Annotated in this window: 12 protein-coding genes; 9 read left to right on the top strand and 3 right to left on the bottom strand. The window is 47.9% G+C overall.

Features of this window, described 5'->3' with window-relative positions:
- The first annotated feature begins 398 nt into the window (after positions 1-398).
- Together H6F86_RS17905 and H6F86_RS17900 are read left to right on the top strand one after the other, a co-directional pair.
- Positions 399-2,045 (top strand): PAS domain-containing protein, encoded by a 1,647-nt coding sequence (locus H6F86_RS17905; protein ID WP_190450084.1) that lies wholly within the window; start codon positions 399-401, stop codon positions 2,043-2,045.
- Between the two features lie 693 nt (positions 2,046-2,738).
- Positions 2,739-4,169, top strand: a complete 1,431-nt coding sequence (locus tag H6F86_RS17900) for a hypothetical protein (RefSeq protein ID WP_190450083.1) — start codon at positions 2,739-2,741, stop codon at positions 4,167-4,169.
- A 198-nt stretch (positions 4,170-4,367) separates the two neighbouring features.
- Here the strand turns inward: H6F86_RS17900 and H6F86_RS17895 are convergent, their stop codons facing one another.
- Positions 4,368-5,153, bottom strand: coding sequence for a hypothetical protein (locus H6F86_RS17895; protein ID WP_190450082.1), 786 nt, complete (start codon positions 5,151-5,153; stop codon positions 4,368-4,370).
- Between the two features lie 37 nt (positions 5,154-5,190).
- Between H6F86_RS17895 and H6F86_RS17890 the strand changes: the two genes are divergently transcribed.
- Positions 5,191-5,379, top strand: a complete 189-nt coding sequence (locus tag H6F86_RS17890) for a hypothetical protein (protein ID WP_190450081.1) — start codon at positions 5,191-5,193, stop codon at positions 5,377-5,379.
- Here the strand turns inward: H6F86_RS17890 and H6F86_RS17885 are convergent.
- On the bottom strand, positions 5,376-6,308 hold the full coding sequence (locus tag H6F86_RS17885; protein ID WP_190450080.1) for a hypothetical protein: 933 nt from the start codon (positions 6,306-6,308) through the stop codon (positions 5,376-5,378). The genes H6F86_RS17890 and H6F86_RS17885 overlap by 4 nt on opposite strands.
- 1,001 nt (positions 6,309-7,309) lie before the next feature.
- Here H6F86_RS17885 and H6F86_RS17880 point away from each other — a divergent pair.
- From H6F86_RS17880 to H6F86_RS17855, 6 genes are all read left to right on the top strand, one after another.
- Complete coding sequence (locus H6F86_RS17880) at positions 7,310-8,146, top strand: peptidylprolyl isomerase (RefSeq protein ID WP_190450079.1); 837 nt, start codon at positions 7,310-7,312, stop codon at positions 8,144-8,146.
- 3 nt (positions 8,147-8,149) lie between these two features.
- On the top strand, positions 8,150-11,239 hold the full coding sequence (locus H6F86_RS17875; RefSeq protein ID WP_199305356.1) for a peptidase domain-containing ABC transporter: 3,090 nt from the start codon (positions 8,150-8,152) through the stop codon (positions 11,237-11,239).
- Positions 11,240-11,348: 109 nt separating this feature from the next.
- The gene (locus tag H6F86_RS17870) at positions 11,349-12,821 is read left to right on the top strand and encodes an HlyD family type I secretion periplasmic adaptor subunit (protein ID WP_190450078.1); all 1,473 of its coding nucleotides are present in this window, start codon (positions 11,349-11,351) and stop codon (positions 12,819-12,821) included.
- 20 nt (positions 12,822-12,841) lie between these two features.
- Entirely contained in the window at positions 12,842-12,994 is a 153-nt protein-coding gene (locus H6F86_RS17865; RefSeq protein ID WP_190450077.1) for a hypothetical protein, read from the top strand.
- A 664-nt stretch (positions 12,995-13,658) separates the two neighbouring features.
- Positions 13,659-15,068 (top strand): CHRD domain-containing protein, encoded by a 1,410-nt coding sequence (locus H6F86_RS17860; protein ID WP_190450076.1) that lies wholly within the window; start codon positions 13,659-13,661, stop codon positions 15,066-15,068.
- A 183-nt stretch (positions 15,069-15,251) separates the two neighbouring features.
- Complete coding sequence (locus tag H6F86_RS17855; protein ID WP_190450075.1) at positions 15,252-15,782, top strand: DUF2808 domain-containing protein; 531 nt, start codon at positions 15,252-15,254, stop codon at positions 15,780-15,782.
- Positions 15,783-15,791: 9 nt separating this feature from the next.
- Here H6F86_RS17855 and H6F86_RS17850 read toward each other — a convergent pair whose 3' ends face one another.
- Positions 15,792-18,686 carry a CHAT domain-containing protein gene (locus tag H6F86_RS17850; protein ID WP_190450074.1) on the bottom strand — a complete coding sequence of 965 codons (2,895 nt, stop codon included), beginning with the start codon at positions 18,684-18,686 and terminating at the stop codon, positions 15,792-15,794.
- Positions 18,687-19,146: the final 460 nt, after the last annotated feature.

Below are 19,146 nucleotides of genomic sequence, written 5' to 3'. Positions count from 1 at the left end.
CTGTGACAATTGTCAAACAAGCATATTCTACAGATCCAGTGAAACAGAAATGCTTGACTATAAAGGCGACTAACTCAAACGTATGGCAAGTTCAGTGAACGAAATAGCTCAACACCAATAAACGTTAAACGGGTGTCTGAAGTTGATCGGTAACTGAACTAGCAGGAGTAAGGGTAGAGATAATTAGCTTGTAATGCAACGGCTTTAGGTGTTTATGCTCTTACAGCGTCAGCGCCTTTACGCAGAAGCCACATCTACCTAATTCTATGGGTGTATCCATTCAAAGGTTAGTAGTCATCAATTATTTGTGAGTCGATCGCAATCAGCATAGTGCCTCTAAATATTTAGCAGGCGTGCCTTGACATCACTCGATCCGAAACGAAAGGAATGCATTGTATATGGTTTCTGCTTTGTGGAATCTTCCTGGAATTCAGTCTCACCAATCATTAGAATTCTTGGAGCGAGCGCTTACGCCTCTTTGTATCTACAACAAGCATGGACAAACAATTTATGCTAGTCAAAGCTTTTTAGCCTTGCTACAGGCTGAAGCTGAGGACGTTGCTTTCTTTGACTGCTTTGCCTCAACGTTAACACCACAAGCGTTACTTAAAGATCTTTGGGAGCGTGCCTTACAGGGAGGAACAGTTAACTTTCTCGCTAAAACCCATGACGGTGGAATCAGCCTCGAATGTTCCCTGCATTTTAATCAAGCGACCCACTCAATGTTTTTAACAGCCCAAAAAAGCGGGTATATGGAACCAATTGATTTTGCTGTAGAGAGAAATGAGGAAGCGATAGGGTTACCGCCACACCCCAGTTTAGCAATGGCTTTGGTTAACCAGGATGGTGTCGTTGTTAAAGCCAACACACAATTTCATGCTCTATTGAAGACAAATGAGCATGATGTATTGATGTTTGACGCTTTAACGTACCCAGGCGATCGGCTGACTGATGCCGTTTTAAAGCAAAAGCTGCTGGATAGAGCCATCCACTCCTATACGGTTGAGAAGCGATTGATTGCTAAAAATAACGACGTTGTTTGGGTTAACATTAGCGTTTCCCTAGCAGAGGACTCTGGCTGTAAGAGCCGACATCAGTGTTACTTCAAGTATCTATTGGACGACATAACGGAATATCGCAAGGTCTACAGTGCGCTAGTTAGAACCGAAGCAAAGTGGAAAGCACTCATCTTAAATAGCCCCTACTTGTTTATCCAAACCACCAATACAGGACAAATTGTTTACACTAGTGGGGCTGTCGAGCAGCTTTTAGGCTACAAGGAAGAAGAGTTGTTGGGTCGTCATCTTGCAGAACTGCTTCACCCCAATCATTTCAACGAGTTTGAACTTGCATTGCGCTTGTGGGCAAGTGATGCTCAACCTCACCAACCAGATATCGAATGTTGGTGGCGAACAAAAGCAGGTCGATGGGTAGCACTTTCGATACAGGGACAGCGCTTTCCGTCCGCCTCTAATGTTGATGGCATCATGATCAGTGGACACAACATCACCGATCGCAAAAGTTTAGAAATGGAGCTTAATGCAAGTGAAGAACGATTTCGGTCTTTAGTGCTTGATCTGTCAGGAGCTACGTTTCGCTGCAATGCTGTGTATACAATGACAGACCTCAGCGATGGTATTGAGGCGATCGCTGGCTATCCGGCTGCCGCATTGATCAACAATCAAGCACGATCTTTTCTTGGAATCGTACATCCAGACGATATTCCACTCCTTAAAGACTCCTTAATTCAATCGTTTTTGGATTGCCACCGTTCTTCGATCGAGTATCGCCTGCTTCATGCCAATGGTCAGATTCGCTGGGTTTCTGAACGCAAACAAGGCGTTTTTGATCAGCATGGTAATTTGTTGTGGCTGGACGGTGTTTTGCTCGACATCAGCGATCGCAAACAAGCAGAGGCAGAGCTGCGTCGGTGTGAAGCGGTTAACCAGGCAATCCTTCAGCAGTATCCTGACTTAATACAACCGAGTGCATCAAACTGGTTTCCACCTTTTGTTTCAGCGAAAAATATGCAGCAGTCGAACTAAAGAGCCTGTCCAGTCCGGTAGTTCCAATTATTTATCAAAGGAGAGTTTTGATCTGCTTCTAGGTATAAATTTTCACCTTTGGCTGAACGCTTATGCCAAAGTCCTCTCCACTTCTAAACGTATCCTTCGTTTAATTTTGCCTATCCTGGTTAGCTGAGATCAGTGTTTGAGAATCTTGTAGACGCTGGCGTGGGATGGCGATCGCTCAGCGGCTCGGGAACGTAAATTAAATTATTTATCAATCTATAAAGCTGTAGAGGCAGGGCAATGCCCTGCTTTTTTAGTTAGAAATTCGGCTTACACAAGGCTCTTTTTACACGCCACAAGGTCCCTTATAAGGATAAAACTCTTTTGAGCCTTCTCCAGCACTGCAATCAAGCTGTAAACCGCTGTGTGTTTAAATGCAACCAATCAGTGAAGTAGATAGCAGTTCTCGCCCACGTTATCCCTTATCTTACTGAAGAAGGCAGCCTATAGCTGACTGAGAAAGGCTGTTAATGCTTCGTTCAAAGCCTTTCCATCAACTCTTAACACAAACCTCGCATTACTTCGCACGATCTTTCGCTTAGGTTATTAATCTGCGGAAATATCTGGGATAGAATGAACCCATCGCAATCGAGTCCTTTGGGTTAGCTAGATTCACCCAGTCGAATTGTCGGAAAGTGTGTTGTACAGCCCCTGGTTTTTCCTTACATGAGTCGTGAAGTTCCCGTTCCAGTTGCGAACGAGGGGGATGTTCAATCGCTCCCTCCAGCAGATGCAAAAGCATTGACTGAGCCGTTTGATTCGTCACTGTCTTTTGAAGTAGACATTTCGTTGCCAGAAGATTTAACTGTTGCTGGCGGCATTATTGACCAGATAAACCAACTTAAAGCGACAGTAAAGGTAGCGTTGGTTCGCCGTTTGATGACCCAGCTACAAACCGAGCAAATTCAAACAATTTTAGAATGTGGGCTGCGAGAAATTGGCGATCGCCATCGCCGTGGCATCGCGCCTACACAAAATACCCGTCTGCTGCTGAAAAAGGATTACAGCTACCAGGATCGGGGCTTAAGCGACCCAAACCAGTATTACGTCTACTTGAGACGACGTAAACCTAAACTCGATCGCTACATTGGCACTCTTTTCTACGTTCCTCAAGGCTGTACACTTGACTACTTTTTGGATGCTGAAGGGCGGTTAGTGTTTAACCCCCCTCATAATGTTTTTCAGTTGCAAGATTGTAAAAATCCGGCTGTCAAACAACTGGTACGGCTGCTCTATCTAGAACCACCGCCACCCGATTACACCTTTGATAAACAGCAAAACGATACGCCAGATATCCATTTACACGTAGAATACCTCGATCTAAAAACTCACCAACCGATTGCAAAACAAGTTTACCCATTTCCTCTTTGTATGCATGAAGGGGGCAGGCTTGATCGCTATCGCTGGGATGTTACACCTCTAACGCTCAAACCAATAGCCGTGCTGCATGACCCATCTGATTGCACGTCTGTTGTTCCATCAACGGCAGAAAAACTCGTTGCTTCTTCTCACACTCAAGCTGACCCGACTCTTTCCCTTTCCAGCCAGGCAGTAGCACGCTTAAGTGAATTCCAGCCACCGCCGATCGCTGCTCGATCCTCACAGGCTGCGATCAAGCCACCCTTTAACCGTGCGCCAACAGGACCGCCACCAGTGCGTCGAGTGCTTGAATTGCCAGCAACAAAATGGCTGACCTTTGCTCTATCAAACTCCAGTGATACAGATGTAATTTTGAAACGGATGCGCTTGTGGGTTACCTGGAGCAAGAAAGCAATGCCACAATCGCCCTGGGAACTAATCCAGGAGGGCACTACCCATACATTGATGAATGCTCATTTCAAGCGGCGCATTTTACGCTTTTCGAGCGATCGATCTGCTATGGCATTTGAGAACTCACTACCCGTCTTGGTGCGATGGTTTCATGATTTGAGTTTGGCGGTTTCCCAAAGCCCTAACCAGAGGCAATATAGTGCTGCCCAGCTACAGCTAGCGCATAGCCTCTTTGTGGAGATGAGTCTTCCTCAAACAGACCCAGTAGCAGTGTTGAAACATCTGTTTGGGGTTGATTTTTCTAAAACATTACCAGATAGGCGCTAGAGGTACAAACGATCTCCGCAGGCGAAATCATCAAACAACTTGCCTCTAGACTGAGGTTGCTTGATGATTAGTCATGTCCATTTGAATTTGAGAATGCTACAGATTTTGTAGGGAGATATCCTAAATAGGAGCTAATCAGATGGGGGAATCCTAGAAGGTTGGCTTGTACCAATTCAGGAAGTGTTAGCTACAGCTATCTCACTGCTTGGGCATAGCAGCGTTTACTTTCGGCAAGGCAATGGGCGGTATGGCAGGCAAGTCTTCTGTTGCCACTTGTAGCATGGTTGCATCTGGTGTAAAAAGCTGCGTCATGGCTTTTTGCAGCAGTTCTTGCACAGGCAGGCTTTGATACATTGGTGTGCCTTCTAAGGCTTTAACGGAATCAATGACACCTTGCCAGTCACCAGATCTTTTGAAGGCGATCGCTTGTTGCAGAAAGCTGTCCTGTTTACTCCAGCGTTGCCGTAATTCAGTAACACGATCGTGCAACTGGCTGGTAGCGGGAATCATGTCAAGCATACTAAGGGCTTTGGCAACACGCGCGTGTTGGCATTCACTGGTTGCTTGCCGCAATAGTTCTCTTGACCAGTCTTCCTGAAGCTGGTGCGCCATCTCGTAATGCTGGCTGTTTTTAGGAATACCAGCCACGCGATTGATTGCTTCATTCAGTTGATTGCGATCGCTAAATGCCTGCGCTTGTTGTAGCAAATCGCTATAAACAGCTTCGATCTTGTTCGGCAGCTTGCTGAGGCGACGATCGCTCCATTGATCATTCACCAAGGCTTCGGGCGCTGTACCACTGGCTAAGTGCTGTGCGTTCTGCAAATTTTGTGCATTTTGCAAACAACGGTCTTGTGTCCCAGCAACGTTAGGCGCAGGTTCGCAATGAGGAAGAGTGGGTTCCGATACCGATGGGTGTGACCAACCGTAAAGGGCTAAGAAAGAGCAAGCAAGTGCTCCACGCTCTAATACCTGACGACTCATAACGAAATAATTTCAAACTAAACAACAATGGATTGCCATGTGTTATCAGCACACTACTGCCTCACGACGGCAGCTTTACACCAGTGCTGTTGATTGGTGGATGAGTGGATTTGTACCCATCCACCAATCAGTCAAGCGATCGCTTGAGGATGGAGCGGCTTATACTACTGTGTTACAGCAGCACCGCATCGATCTTGCTAACGCACAAACCCGATACAACGGCTAAACCAGAGCAAAATCATTTGCTGAAAAGTTTGCCACGTTTGCCAGTCCAGCCTCGCCACGCTGGTTGTCCAAATTAGCAAGAACGCTGATATCTCCACCGTCGCTGAGGTCTTTAGAGTAGACGAGCCGGGTCAGCCCCAACGTTGAGTTGAAGTAAACAAATGCGCCTTCATCGGCTGTGATGTTGGGGTTGTTGGCGATCGCACGTGCAGCCGCCCCAGCCGCAGCAAAGGGATTGGTCAGCACAATAACGTTGCCATCGGTTGCAATTTCAGACGCTTGCCCTTTCTGAAACGTAATCGCATCCAGACCTAAATCCGCTTGAGCTAACGCAAATTTGTCTTCACCAACTGTATAGTCCAGGATTACATCTGGTGTGTTCAGCACATTAATGCCGGTTTGTCCTGCAAGGGCAGGGGTGCCATTGGCAAACAGATTACCTTCGTACACAAACAGATCTTGCCCCTCACCGCCTCTCATGAGATCTTGTGTATCACCGCCAATAAGGACATCCGTGCCCTCTTGACCTTCGAGCAAATCACTACCTACACCGCCAGCGAGAATATCGTTGCCAAAGCCGCCAAAGAGTTCGTCACTGCCCGCGTCGCCAAACACAACGTCATTACCATCGTCAGCCTGAAGTCGATCGTTGCCATTGCCACCAAACAGCGCGTCGTTACCACCTCCTGAAGCCAGCAAATCATTACCATCACCGCCGAGCATAAGGTCGTTGCCTACCTTCAAAAGATCGCCACTTGAGCCAGTAATGGCAATGTTATCTCCTGCATCCCCAAGAAAATTAATCCCAGCCGCTGGGTCAGTTGCTGCGTTAAGACCACCTGGGAATTGAGCCTGTCCCAACAGTGAGGTTGGATTGTTTTGCAATAGGGACAAAATTGCGTCTAGCCCAATCTGTGCGCTAATACCCATGCTTATTTCCTCGTAATTGGTTAAATTGCTTTCATCGAACTGAGAGTGCCAATGCTCATCTGACGAACATGAACTAACACCAGATATATGAATGTGCTCTTTCTCACCCTTACGCTGCTACAGGATAGCGTAGTGCTAAAAACCAGGGGATTTCTACACACTGTGCTAGCCGTAGTGTGTCATGTAGCTTGTCTAGCCGCATTGAGACAATCGAGACAGCGCGATCGCAAGAGCAGAAAAAACTGGTGAAAAGGTTGAGCAGGCTGCTTAAGAGAGCGTTAGAAGCGTCTCCAGCACTGGTTGATGAGTATAACTGGTAGCTCTGCACCTGCACTTGAGTAGTAGTGCAATACCACTCTGTATCAAGAGTAAAGAAAATATAAGGCTTTAGCCAACCTGAAATTCTCAGAACTTTTCACAAGGTTCATGATTATTTTATACTTAGCTACCTCAGTAGTAGTGCAACGCAATTTTCGCTAGGCTCCTCGCTTTCACAGAAGTTTCCAGCTTTTCTGACAGACGACTACAAATAGCGCCGTAATCTAGATGTGCTTTTTTTGACCACGAACCCAGAAATAGATTAATTGGAACCAGGTTTGCAAAAGTGGTTCTAGTTGATTTTTACCTTGCACGTTGTTTTGTTTGATGCTAGCTATAGAGGCGGTTTAGAGCAAATTGACCGGATCGATCCTTATTTAACTAGAACAGTTAGAAAATTGGTTCTAATTAAGTGATGACGCAAATGATTGTGTTATTGTTTGGGTCGGTGCATAAGTATAATCCGTTCCCTCGTGAGTTTGATGATGGTCGGTCTGCATCGTTCGGCACATAGGTGCTTTGGCATACTGACGATCGACGCTTTCAGGTTTAGATAAATGGGTGCGACTGTGATAATGGTTTGTGCTGCAAGGCAGTACTGTTGAAGCTGTAAATGGCTAGCTAACCGATCGCTGCTTACACCTTTGCAGCAAGTGCGGTTCACACAGGGTAAAGCTTTTGCTATGAGCAACTATTTGAAGATTGGCGATCGCACATTAGATGGCGATCAAATTATTTCGGCTTTGATTCGGTATCAGCTTCTAGAAACAATGGTCGGGCAGATTCTGATAGATGAGGTGCTTCAGAACGTACCCTTGTCAAAACAGGAGGTATTTCACACTCTCTTTGGCAATACTGAGGTTCCAGTGCCCGATGACTTTGATGGTTTTATCAGCCAGTGGTGTCAGCTTAAAGGAGTCACACTAGATTACTTCAAGTCGGTGGTGCTGCGAGAATTACAGCTACAGAAATTCAAGCAGCTTCGGTTTGGTGACCAGGTTGAATCAGAGTTTTTGCGGTGTAAGGCTGAGATGGATCAGGTGGAATACTCATTAATCCAGCTCACTAATTTGTCCTTAGCGCAGGAACTCTATTTTCAGCTACGCGATGATGGAGCAGATTTTGCTCAACTGGCACAGCAGTATTCTGTAGGGCGAGAACGCTTGACAAGTGGTTGGGTGGGTCCAGTGCCATTGGCAACGCTACCGATCGAGGTCACAGCACTGTTTCGTAGTGAGCAGATTGGCACAGTCTACGGTCCAGTGCCCGTTGCAGATAGTTTTTGGGTTGTGCGGCTAGAGCGCTTTACTGCCGCACGGTTAACTGAAGCAACGCGCGCTGATGTAATCAATCGTCTTTATAACCAGTGGCTGCAAGCTCAAATTAGAGCGATGACACAGACACCAGGGACGATCGCAATACAAACAAACGTGCCAGCAGAGGCAGTGGAATCAGAGCCGTTGTCATCACAGACGAGGCCATCACAGGCAAACGAACGACTGCCCGTAGCAGCACATTAAGACTTGAAGAATGCACAAGGGTTTACAGCGATGATGCAGGTTGAAGCACCGATACAAGCGTTTCTGACAGATTTTTTTGCAGCGTGGCCCTTCAATCATCTCCCTGCCCATTTACAGAAAGCGATCGCTCCAAACATCCAGTTGTGCTCGTTTCAACCCGGAGAATTGATTTATCCTTCTAGAGAACTCCCCTCAGCCGTTCACTGTGTTGTACAGGAGCGGGTGCGGATTCTTGGTCCTACATCCTACCAAAGTCCAACCTTAGAAGTGGTGGGTGATGGTACGGTGATCGGCTGGGATAGCTTGCTGCGGCGTGTTTCGGCTGGTTCGGTGCGGGCAGCGATGGCGGCTCCAGATACCGATCGTGAAGTGTTGACCATGGCACTGTCTGCTGATGCATTTGAAACGCTGGCATTAGAACACTTGCTACCTGTGTTGCTGCGGCGCGTGAGCTTGATGGAATTGTTTGATACGCTGTCTCGCGCCCTCTCTAAGATGCCCGATCGCACGGCTGGCATTAATCTAACGGAAGTTGTCCATCATATCGAGCGTGAGAAGTTAGCGGTGGCGCAGCACTGGTATCCCGAGACGGAGACGGTGGAAGCGCTAGCTCGCAAACTATCGCCTGACCGGGTTTGGTTAGTGAGTGGTGGTGCAGCGCTCAACTTGCCGATTGGCGCACCTGTGGGGAATGTCGAGCAATTACAGCTAATCCATCCATCACGGTTTCCCGTACGGCTACTGGGGATCGATCGCACGTGTTTGGCTTCGGCTGTCTTGCATCAGTCAGCTTCTGGCTTGCCTGCCGCTGCACCAACCAATCAACAACTACTGGCTCCGACCGATGCTTTCGTGAACCTGACAGAGCCAGTGGCAACTGAGAGTCTCCCTGACATTACCGCGTCTAAAACCTATCCCATTTGGCGATCGACCGCACCTGACCTAATTGAAGACGTGGTCGCTTGTTTCGGGATGGTTTGTGAACGTTTACAAATTCCCTTTCGTCCCGATTCGTTACGCCGTTCGCTCAAGCAGCAGGCGATCGAGAAATTTGAACCCTTTGATCTCTATGTCCGTATTGCTCAGGCGCTCGGTCTGAATGCTTATATCGTGCGCTTTACACCAACAGCGGGTGGCATTAATCGGCTCACAACGCCCGCACTGGTTGAGTGCAGCAACATTCTCGCGGTACTGCATGATGCAACAGCAACAACGGCTGTACTGGGTTCACCGCGCACGGGTTTACTGCGACTTGCCCCTACTGAGTTAGCCTCTCGTTTAACGCTGGATGCCAGTGCTACAGGCACCCGTGAAACGGCAAGCTGTCGGGCGATCGTTCTGGAGCGGTTTGCTACCACACCAACTAAGCGGTTCGGCTTTGATTGGTTTTTACCGTTAGTCGCAAAGCAACGGGGCACACTGGCGCAGGTTTTGCTGGCTTCGGTCGTGATTCAGCTTTTGGGTTTAGCTAACCCACTGCTAATCCAACAAGTAATTGATAACGTCATCATCAAGGCAAATGCCGATGCCATGTCCATGTTTGGCATCTTGATGGTTTCGTTTGCCTTTGTAGAAGGGATCTTGACCATCTTACGCACATATTTATTGCTCAGTACCACTAACCGGATGGATTTGCATCTGGGTGTGGAATTGATTCGCCACTTGTTGCATTTACCACTCAACTTTTTCGAAAAACGTCCGGTTGGCGAATTATCGTCACGATTACTGGAACTAGAGAACATTCGCCAATTTATGACCGATACAGCCATTACGACCGTGATGGATGTCGTCTTTTCGGTGTTTTATATTGGCGTGATGGTTCTCTACAGCGCACAGCTAACCCTTTGTGTCCTGGCAACGGTACCAATCGTGATTATTTCAACGCTGCTTATGTCTACCGTTCAGCAAAAACTGATTCGTACTAAGGCAGAGCAGGGTGCAAAAGTACAATCGTATATGGTGGAAGTGCTGGGTGGTATTGCCTCTGTCAAAGCCCAACATATGGAATCCCTCGTTGAAGCGACTTGGCGCGATCGCTACGTGCAATATCTCACCAGTGGCTTCACCACTTCAACCATCAACACCATTTTCTTCTCATACAGTCAATTTTTGAATACGATTAGCAGCTTGCTGGTGCTGTGGGTGGGTGCTGGGCTGGTATTGAAAGGAGAACTATCGCTGGGTGGCTTAATTGCCTTCCGCATTCTCACAGGTTACGTGACAGGACCGCTACTGCGTCTTGCAAGGCTCTGGCAGCGCTTTCAAGAGACATCCCTTTCGATGGAACTATTGGCAGATATTGCCGATGCGCCGATGGAAGGTGAACTGTCCCAGGAAAAAGCATTCCTGCGTTTACCTGCGATCGACGGGCGCATCCAGTTTCAAGATGTGAGCTTTGGGTTCAAGCCAGGACAACTGCAATTGATGAATGTATCTCTAGATGTACCGCCCGGCACGTTTGTAGGTATTGTTGGGCAGAGTGGCTCTGGCAAAAGTACGTTGATGAAGCTGTTACCTCGGTTGTATTTGCCCCAGTCGGGCAGTATTACTATTGATGGCTATGATGTCAATAAAGTGGATTTGAATTCCTTGCGATCGCAAGTAGGCATTGTTTCGCAAGATGCTGTGCTGTTTCAAGGCACCATCCGCGACAATATTGCCTTATTTGAAGATCTGCCGGATGAACTTGTGATTGAAGCAGCACGAGTTGCCGAAGCACATGATTTCATCATGCAATTACCGGATGGTTATGCAACACAGATTGGTGAACGTGGTTCGGCAATTTCAGGCGGGCAACGGCAGCGCATTGCGATCGCCCGTGTTGTTATCCGCAACCCCCGACTCTTGATTTTTGATGAAGCAACCAGTGCCCTTGATTACGAAACCGAACGACGAGTCTGCCGAAATTTGATGCAGCGCTTTCAAGGGCGCACGTGCTTTTTCATCACCCATCGCCTCAATACGATCGCTCATGCTGATCGAATTCTCTTCATGCAAGCAGGCATTATCGCCGAACAGGGAACGCATCAAGAGTTACTTGCCAAGCGCCAGCTCTATTACTGCCTCTACTCACAACAATCACGCGAAGCATAGAACACTGGCAAAACAGTACCTAGTGATTCGCGCTGAGTGGTCAGAACCAACGCAACACTGCTCTCCTTACCCCTCACTCCTCACTCCTCAATTCATTTGGAGAAAAGTTATGACCCGTCACTGGTTAGCTAATCCCTTTGAGGCATTGCAAAAGCATTACCGAAAAAAGTTGGATCAGGTTGAGCAAAATCTGGAAATTAAAACCATTACGTTGCCACCCATAGCACCCTGGACAAAACTCATCACACAAGTGATTTTAGTTGGTATTGCTGCCGGTGCTGGGTGGTCGATCGTGGCACGTGTGGATGTTGTTGTAACGGCAACCGGCAAACTAGAGCCACTATCGCAATCGCAGATTATTCAATCACGTGCGGGTGGTGTGGTAACGGCAGTGCTGGTGCGGGAAGGGCAAGAGGTAAAACAGGGTCAGCTATTAATGCAATTAGATAAAACTGCCCTCTACAATCAACTTCAAGAATTGCTACTTCAGCGCGATCGGTTAGTGAAAGAAATCGCAGTACTACGCACAGTACGAGAAGGGCGCTCAATGGAATCCCTAGGCAAACACTGGGCTGGGATGCCACCAGAATTAATGAACCAGGTGCAAATGCGTATGCTGCTGGTGGCTCAACTTTCAGGCAACCCCAGCAATCTCTCTCCAGAGCAACGTCAGCGATACGACCTGTTTGAACGGCAATGGCGAGATCGACAATACATTGGCAATTTACAGGAAGCAGACATCCAGGCAAAAATTAATGAAACCAATGCACAGCGAACGCAAACAGAATTCCAATTGCAAACAGAGCAAGAACTAATTGCACGGCTCAAACCCCTGGTAGATCAAGGCGCTATTTCCCGCATTACTTTACTTCAGCGCAATGTTGGTGTGAGCGAACTTCAAAGTCAACGCACCCAAAATTTCTTAAAAAAGCAGCAGTTAGAGATTAGCCGCGTCCAGACTAGAGCTGAAGAAGGCAGGACGATGAATGAAATGCTGCAAGATTTACAACGACAGTTAGCCGAATTAGATACAAGGTTTGATACCACAATCAAAGACAGCCAGCAGCAATTGATTGCGATCAATAGCAAATTAAGCCAGGTGCAACTCGACCTAAAAGCGCAGGACTTACGCGCTCCCACTGATGGTGTTGTGTTTGAATTGGGACCTAAGCTTCCAGGCGTTGTTTCTCAGGCAGGTCAAACGCTGCTGCAAGTTGTGCCTAACGAAGCACTCACTGCCCAGGTCAAAGTTGCTAACGCCGATATTGCCAATGTCCATGTTGGTATGCCCGTCGATGTTCGGGTTGATGCCTATCCATTTACTGAATATGGTTCGCTTAAAGGGATTGTCTCAAAAGTTGGTAGTGAAGCAGTCAAGTTGAGCGAACAAGCTCCAGGTGCCACTGTCTTCCCGATCGAAGTACGCCTTGATCGCCAGTTTATAGAACGCAAATCAAAGCGATTACCGCTCACCCCTGGTATGAGTATTGCGGCTCTGGTTAAAGTGCGGCAGCGTGCTCCGATTACTTACGTTACCGAGGAAATTACCAAGGCATTTGATGGTCTCAAATCCGTTCGTTAACGCGAAGGTGGAAATTAAAAATGCGTCAAACCATCCTGACTTCTATCCTTTTTATCAGTAGTGTCGCAGGTACAATAGCCATTTTTCATCTTGCTTCGATCGCCTCTTTAGCAAATGGAATGCCTGCTCAGTTCAAGCAGCATCTTGCTAAGCAGCACTTACTACACGATTAAAGATGGAATGCCTAACTGGCAGAATTTCTCTCTCCTTGTCCCCCAAACGCTTTTTAAGAGCATTTGGGGGATATTTTTATGCAGTTTACTCGCACAGGACGCATGAACAAGTCTGCTGATGCTCTTATCGCTATGGATAAGGGGCAAAGATAAATCACAAAATTCGCCTTCATTTCCATTCTTAGCAACGCTTACAATCACAAGTTCACGCAACTGATTGACCAATTAGAACCCAATAGAGATGTTAGTTCCAATTAATTATCAATTTAGTTTCAAAATTGGCTGATTTAGCCTTGCCAATGGGTGTGCATTTGCTATAGTTGAAACGAAGAGACGACAATGACTGATCGTAAAGGATTGCAAGTCTCTAGAGGCTTCATTAGTTTTTCACTTTCACAGATTTCACAGACGCTATATTGCTCAAAACACTCATCATCTTATGCCAGTAGAGCGGTCTGTTAGTCCTTTTGCATTTACCTCGATTGAATTGTAAGACTTCAAGCTAGTGCATAGCTGACTACCATACCAGTTCGTTCAAACTTTAGAACTATTGGTATTCAGCTTCCACAATGTATGCCTTAGTAGCTAAAGGCGCTTCTGAAGCTAGACTTTAACGTTCGGTCTTGATGTCTCTTCATCTTGTTCTCAACTTTTAGGAGTTCTTATGGAAGGCTTTGATCACAAAAACCATTCTGAACAACATAATGCTGGTGGAATAGCAGATCCATCAGTCAGCACAGCTAATGCGGGTGCGATCGCCAGTAGTTCAAAAGGTTCTTCTGTATTGGATTCTGATCTTAAGCAAGCGCTGGATCAAACGCTCTCACCTGATGAAAAAGCAGCAACGCCAACAGCAGTAACGAACCCTGACGATCACGATCATGGACCCAAAGTGGGTGTCTTTGAGACCCATGTAGATTTAAACAACGTTGCTAATGCTCGATCGTTGAATGCTAAACAAGTTAGCAAACAGGGTTCTTTCACAGACACTTTTGGCAATAAAGGTGATTTTCTCAATCCCGGTGGCGGTAACAATACAGTCATTTCTGGTAGTGGCAATGATGTCATCCGAGGCGCAGGGCAGGGATTAAACACTATCACCACAGGTACTGGTAGAGACACCATCATTCTAGGTGAGGAGACTACTAACCGGATTTTTGATTTTGATCCAACAAAGGATCGGTTTGCGTTACAAGGCATTAACCCTAAAGATATTGTGATTGCACAGGGCAAAAATCCCGGTAAAGGTGGGCTGGAGCAGCCGCTTGATTCTGTAAACAATGCACTAGTGATTGACAAGCGAGGTGGTCATATCCTCGCTGCGTTGACATTTACTAAAGCCTCTGACCTTAATGAAGGTCACTTTTCAAAGCTCACTGGTCAGGCAAACAAGAGCTTAAATGAGAAGGAACTTCAAGACCTTGGGTTCGCAAGCCAAAGTGGCAATGGTCAACTCACTGGAACGCAGGAGAACGACCGCTTAATCGGCGGCAAAGGCAATGACTTTCTCTATGTGGGCAATGATGGGTTTAAATTCAACACTGCTGGAGCAGCGTCCGGTGCGACTGAATTTCCCTTCAAAAATGATAGCCCTGGGTCAAGCGAAATCAAGCTTGAGTTGAAGGATGGTGTGCTGCGTGCCAATGGTTCGTACAAGAACTTTGACGCTGCCCCACTTTTCAGCCAGGGTGAGACAGCCATTGACCCCAAAGCAACGATTCTCAATGGTTCAGATCCAGTGTCTTTGATCAATAACTTCTTGCAGGTACCGAAGGATGTGGAAGGCAATGTGCTTTCCGGTACGCATCTACACTTTAGTCCAGCAGAAGATGGTCGTGGGAGCTTTGCTGATGCTACCGTGGTGCGGTTCTTCAACAACACTGTGATTGATCCCAAATCTGGCACGATTACGGGTGAGTTTGAATTGAAACCAGAAGAGCAAGCTGCGCTCCTTGCCGGTAACTTGTATGTGAACATCCACACCAATGTTGACCTTGATGGTGATGGTAAGGCTGGCTTCCCAACTGGGGAAAATCGCATCAATATCAACAACAAAGTGGTGCAATTCGCGTAGACATCAAGCGTTAGCCTGCGGTTTACTAAAAAGCCTCAGGCTGACGTAACACCACACATCAACTTTCTTGTGAAGCGAGCGACGAAGTCGATCACCTGTTGAGGGGTTTTTACTTCTCAACAGGCTTCTTTCTACATTTGAGTGCTTTAACAGACAGCAATTTAACCATCATGGAGTGAAGTGATGCAACGGGCGAATTCTGTTCTGATGTTAGTTGCCATCAATGTTCTGCTAAATGCCTGGACAGCGTTGGCTAAACCTGGCAATCCTGTCATCAGTTTTGATCGTTCAAGGCTTACGAATGAATTTGTTGTCAGCGATCGCCCTATAGATAGCAACACCTATGCGTTGACTATGACATTACCGAAACGAGTAGGGAAACAGTTCGCGAAAGTATCGATTTCGTTTACAGAACAAAACCGAGACAAAACGATCGCGCCCTTACAGTTTGATCTTCCTAACATCAAAGCTTTTGCAGGTGCAGCCAATAAGGGGAGACGGGCAATTGCGATTCAAAGAACATGGATTGACGAGACAGGCAGCCTATGGGTGCAATTTAAGACACCGATTCCTCCTCAAACCAAACTTACCCTGGCGCTGAAACTACGCCAGCTACCAGCGGCTGCAAGTTATGACTATGGCATTGCCGCTTACCCAGAACCCAAAGCGGCGGCGAGCTTTGTGGGTGATGGCACGTTGACCCTGAAGCGATAACAAGCCTTTTTACAGCCAGCTTCCAACCAGAATTAACGCTGCCCAATAGCCAGGATGGCGACGATCGCTCGGCTGCTGCTGGAGCCAGCTTTTTTGTGCCGCTTGTAGCGCCTTAGCACGGCTCATCCCTTGCTTGAGCGACTGGTAGAAGTGGGTAATCAATTGCGCGGTTGCCCGATCGTCCACCTGCCAAAGTGAGGCAACCGTACTACGTGCCCCTGCCTGGAGCGAGATACCAGCAATGCCCAAAGCCTCGCGATCGCTCCCCACTGCTGTTTCGCACGCTGTTAATGTCAGTAACTCCAACATAGTTCCCTGCCGCATGGTGCGGAGCATTTGATAAAGTGCATTCATCGTCAGCGTTTCATTGTAGTTTTGAGGAACCAGTTGCGAGTCGAATGATTGGTTCCTTCCCGATCGTTCATTGCTCATACTTTCCCCTCTCTCTCCTCTCTCCTCTCTCCTCTCTTCCCTCTTCCCACCCGTCACCAAAAACGTGTCGCGAGCATCCATACCAAATTTGCCGTGCGTTGCTAAATGTACGATCGGGTAAACGTTTTGCGTTAGCTCCTGTTGCAGACGATCGAGGTTAAAAGCCTCATCAAATAGCCCTTTGCTATCTGGAAGCGCGGCTTGAATACTGTCAATTTCTCCCTTGACGTAGCTAAGGGGTGGAAAGAAGGTTGGGCCTTCGACGACAGATGGTTGGGTTAAGCCAAACCCCAAGACACGCAGCGAGTGGCGATCAATGCGAGATGGATTGATCAAAGTCAGGCTCAATGTGCTGGCGAGCGCGTATTGTTCCACCAAAAACTGTTTGCCATCATAGAGTGCCGCCATTGGCAAACTGCGTAAAATGCCATCCTGAATAAATACCAGCGTTTCGATCCGCGCGGCTTGCAAGTCTTGTGCAAACGGAGCAATCAACCAGTCGTACATCTGCCGCGATGTTACTTCATAGGTCTTTGCTAAATCAGAGCGGGTTTCTAGCTGGCGGCGTAGTTGGTTGACGGTCGTTTTGAGAGTTTGAGTGTTGACAGGCAGCCATTGTACCTGAGAATGAAATTGATGGTTTGGTGCTGGCAACGTTAGTACAACTGCCACACGATCGCCCAGCATGATGGAGCTGAACACAGCCGTTTTTTGATCAACTACGGTAACGGGTGTTGCGTTTGCCTCAAGCGTACAATCCTCACCGAGGTAGTTTTGCAGTTCTGCCAGACGCAATCGATCAATGGTTTCCAACGCTGAGGCAATCGGTTTGGCAGAGGCAAACTCAGGCTTCACCTCACCCAGATCCTTGTTCTTCTGCTGTGTTAGCGTTTGGCGTTTGGTTGCCTGCTCCAGGTAGAGTGCAGTTAACTCTCGATACACTGGCTCGACCGTATCCCGAAAGTCAAACTGAAAATCTCGACTCGCGCTTGCTAAATCGCCCCGAATGGTTTGAAGCGTTTTGACTGCGAGATCGTAGGCAGCGATCGCAGCACCTGTTTTTTGTTGTAACTGCAAGATGCGACCAGTCTGCCACTCCCACAAATAGCGGCTATCGTAGTTTGCCGCCGCGAACTGTGCCTGCTGCGTCAAGGTCAGCGCTTGCTCATAGTTTTGACGACATTCGTAGACGTGCCCCAAGCGTCCTAAGGCGAAGGCTTCTGACTGCGAATCACCAATTTGTTGCGCGATCGCGATCGCCTGTTGCAACAATGTTACTGCTGATGTAGGCACATCAGTTGCCAAACAATGTGTAGCCGGATCGCGATCCCAATCACCTTGCCCTAGTACCTGCTGCGTCAACGTTGATAGCCGGATCGCCGCGTAAACTTTTTCACGCGATGCAGGTAATTGGGCGAGGAGCGTTTGAGCACGCTGGAGCGCTGTATTGGGGGAAGGGGGGAAGGGGGGAGAGGGGAGAGGGGGAAGGGGGGAGGGAGGGTTTCCTAACGGTTGTTTCGTGATAGTTTCAACAGACTGCCTTCTACCTTCTGCCTCCTCTCTCTTCCCACTCCTCTGAAGCGGCACAATCAAGTTGAGGAGCGATCGCAGTTCGTTGACAGCATTGTTCTGATCACGAGCAATGGTCAGGCTGGCTTCAAAGAACTCGATCGCCTCACGGTTATAGCGGCTTGCCGTTTGTGCTAGCGCTTGTGCCATTGGTTCGTCGGCAGACTGTTGAGCATAGTAGCGGCGGCGATCGTCTCGTTTTGCCAGACTGACATAGGTATTACCCAACCCATTTAAAGCGGCGAACTGGTGAGACTGGCTCTGCATCTGCGTGGCTAGCTTGAGGGCAGTTTGGAGATATTGCAAGGCACGCTCGTACTCGCCGCGTAGACGATGAACATTACCCAGAGTACCCACGGCTGCTACTTCGCCTGTAGCGTCAGATTGGCGGCGAGCGATCGCCAGCGCGCTGTCACTACTGCACGAGGAGTCTGCATTTTGATCAGTAAGGTCACGGCAAAGAAGGGCGATCGCTTTGCGTTGCTGACCCAGGCTGCTGTAAGCCTGAGCTTGCTCCGTCCGCATTCTGCCGACTTGAGTGATGTTACCTGTTTGTTGGTAATCAACGATGAGTTGGTCCAAACGCGCGATCGCCCGATCAACCTCACCAATTTGCTGCTCTGCCCGCACGAGATACTTTAAAGCCGTTCCCCTTACGGACGAGGCACGGTCAGTGGTAAGACGTAACGCCGTTTGCCAGTGGTCGATCGCGCCCTGTACATCACCGTTCTGATAGTGCTCTAAGCCATGCTGAAGCCATTCCGTTGCTCCGGTTGCGCCGCTCCTGCTGTCGTTAACACCGTGAGCCAGCGATCGTGCGGTGGTAAAACCTCGCCCTAGCCAAAGACATAAAAGCAGACTGCTAAAAAAGAGAAGTCGAAGCAGCTTTAGACGGTGGCGCATGGGTCACAGATGTGTGGCAGCAGCGAGGTTGGATGTTAAACAGTAGCGTTATTCTACCGCTAGTAGAACAGCCGCTTTTGACCTATACCAATCCCAATGCACCTTCTACGCAACTAAAGAACACTTTTTTTCATAAAACTACGACGTTTCATGACAAACTTCATCAAGGTAACGGGTCAGTCAGCCATACTTTTAGCCTCTGATACGGTTAAGTAGGCAGCTTCAATTAAATGTAAGAAGGGAGTAAGGGGGTTTACCGCCTGCGCGCCCAAAACTATCTTGACAGCGGTTTTCAGGTGAGTGCTACACAAGCAACGTCTCAGAATTAAGGCAAAACAGGCAGTTCGTGTGGCACGCACAAATGAAAATTGCTGTAAGTTAATTCCACCCAGCTACTAAGAACGATGGCAGCTAACGTTTAGCGCTTAACAAACGCTGTCACCGTTCAGACTCGCTGCCC

Source organism: Phormidium sp. FACHB-592 (assembly GCF_014695795.1).
GTDB lineage: Bacteria > Cyanobacteriota > Cyanobacteriia > Leptolyngbyales > Leptolyngbyaceae > Stenomitos.
The sequence above is the reverse complement of the archived record's forward strand: the minus strand, read 5'-3'. Positions and strand labels throughout refer to the sequence as shown.

Excerpts from the sequence above, each read along its gene's own strand:
- H6F86_RS17905 (WP_190450084.1), top strand. The coding sequence starts at position 399 with ATGGTTTCTGCTTTGTGGAATCTTCCTGGAATTCAGTCTCACCAATCA.
- H6F86_RS17900 (WP_190450083.1), top strand. The coding sequence starts at position 2,739 with ATGAGTCGTGAAGTTCCCGTTCCAGTTGCGAACGAGGGGGATGTTCAA.
- H6F86_RS17895 (WP_190450082.1), bottom strand. The coding sequence starts at position 5,153 with ATGAGTCGTCAGGTATTAGAGCGTGGAGCACTTGCTTGCTCTTTCTTA.
- H6F86_RS17890 (WP_190450081.1), top strand. The coding sequence starts at position 5,191 with ATGTGTTATCAGCACACTACTGCCTCACGACGGCAGCTTTACACCAGT.
- H6F86_RS17885 (WP_190450080.1), bottom strand. The coding sequence starts at position 6,308 with ATGGGTATTAGCGCACAGATTGGGCTAGACGCAATTTTGTCCCTATTG.
- H6F86_RS17880 (WP_190450079.1), top strand. The coding sequence starts at position 7,310 with ATGAGCAACTATTTGAAGATTGGCGATCGCACATTAGATGGCGATCAA.
- H6F86_RS17870 (WP_190450078.1), top strand. The coding sequence starts at position 11,349 with ATGACCCGTCACTGGTTAGCTAATCCCTTTGAGGCATTGCAAAAGCAT.
- H6F86_RS17865 (WP_190450077.1), top strand. The coding sequence starts at position 12,842 with ATGCGTCAAACCATCCTGACTTCTATCCTTTTTATCAGTAGTGTCGCA.
- H6F86_RS17860 (WP_190450076.1), top strand. The coding sequence starts at position 13,659 with ATGGAAGGCTTTGATCACAAAAACCATTCTGAACAACATAATGCTGGT.
- H6F86_RS17855 (WP_190450075.1), top strand. The coding sequence starts at position 15,252 with ATGCAACGGGCGAATTCTGTTCTGATGTTAGTTGCCATCAATGTTCTG.
- H6F86_RS17850 (WP_190450074.1), bottom strand. The coding sequence starts at position 18,686 with ATGCGCCACCGTCTAAAGCTGCTTCGACTTCTCTTTTTTAGCAGTCTG.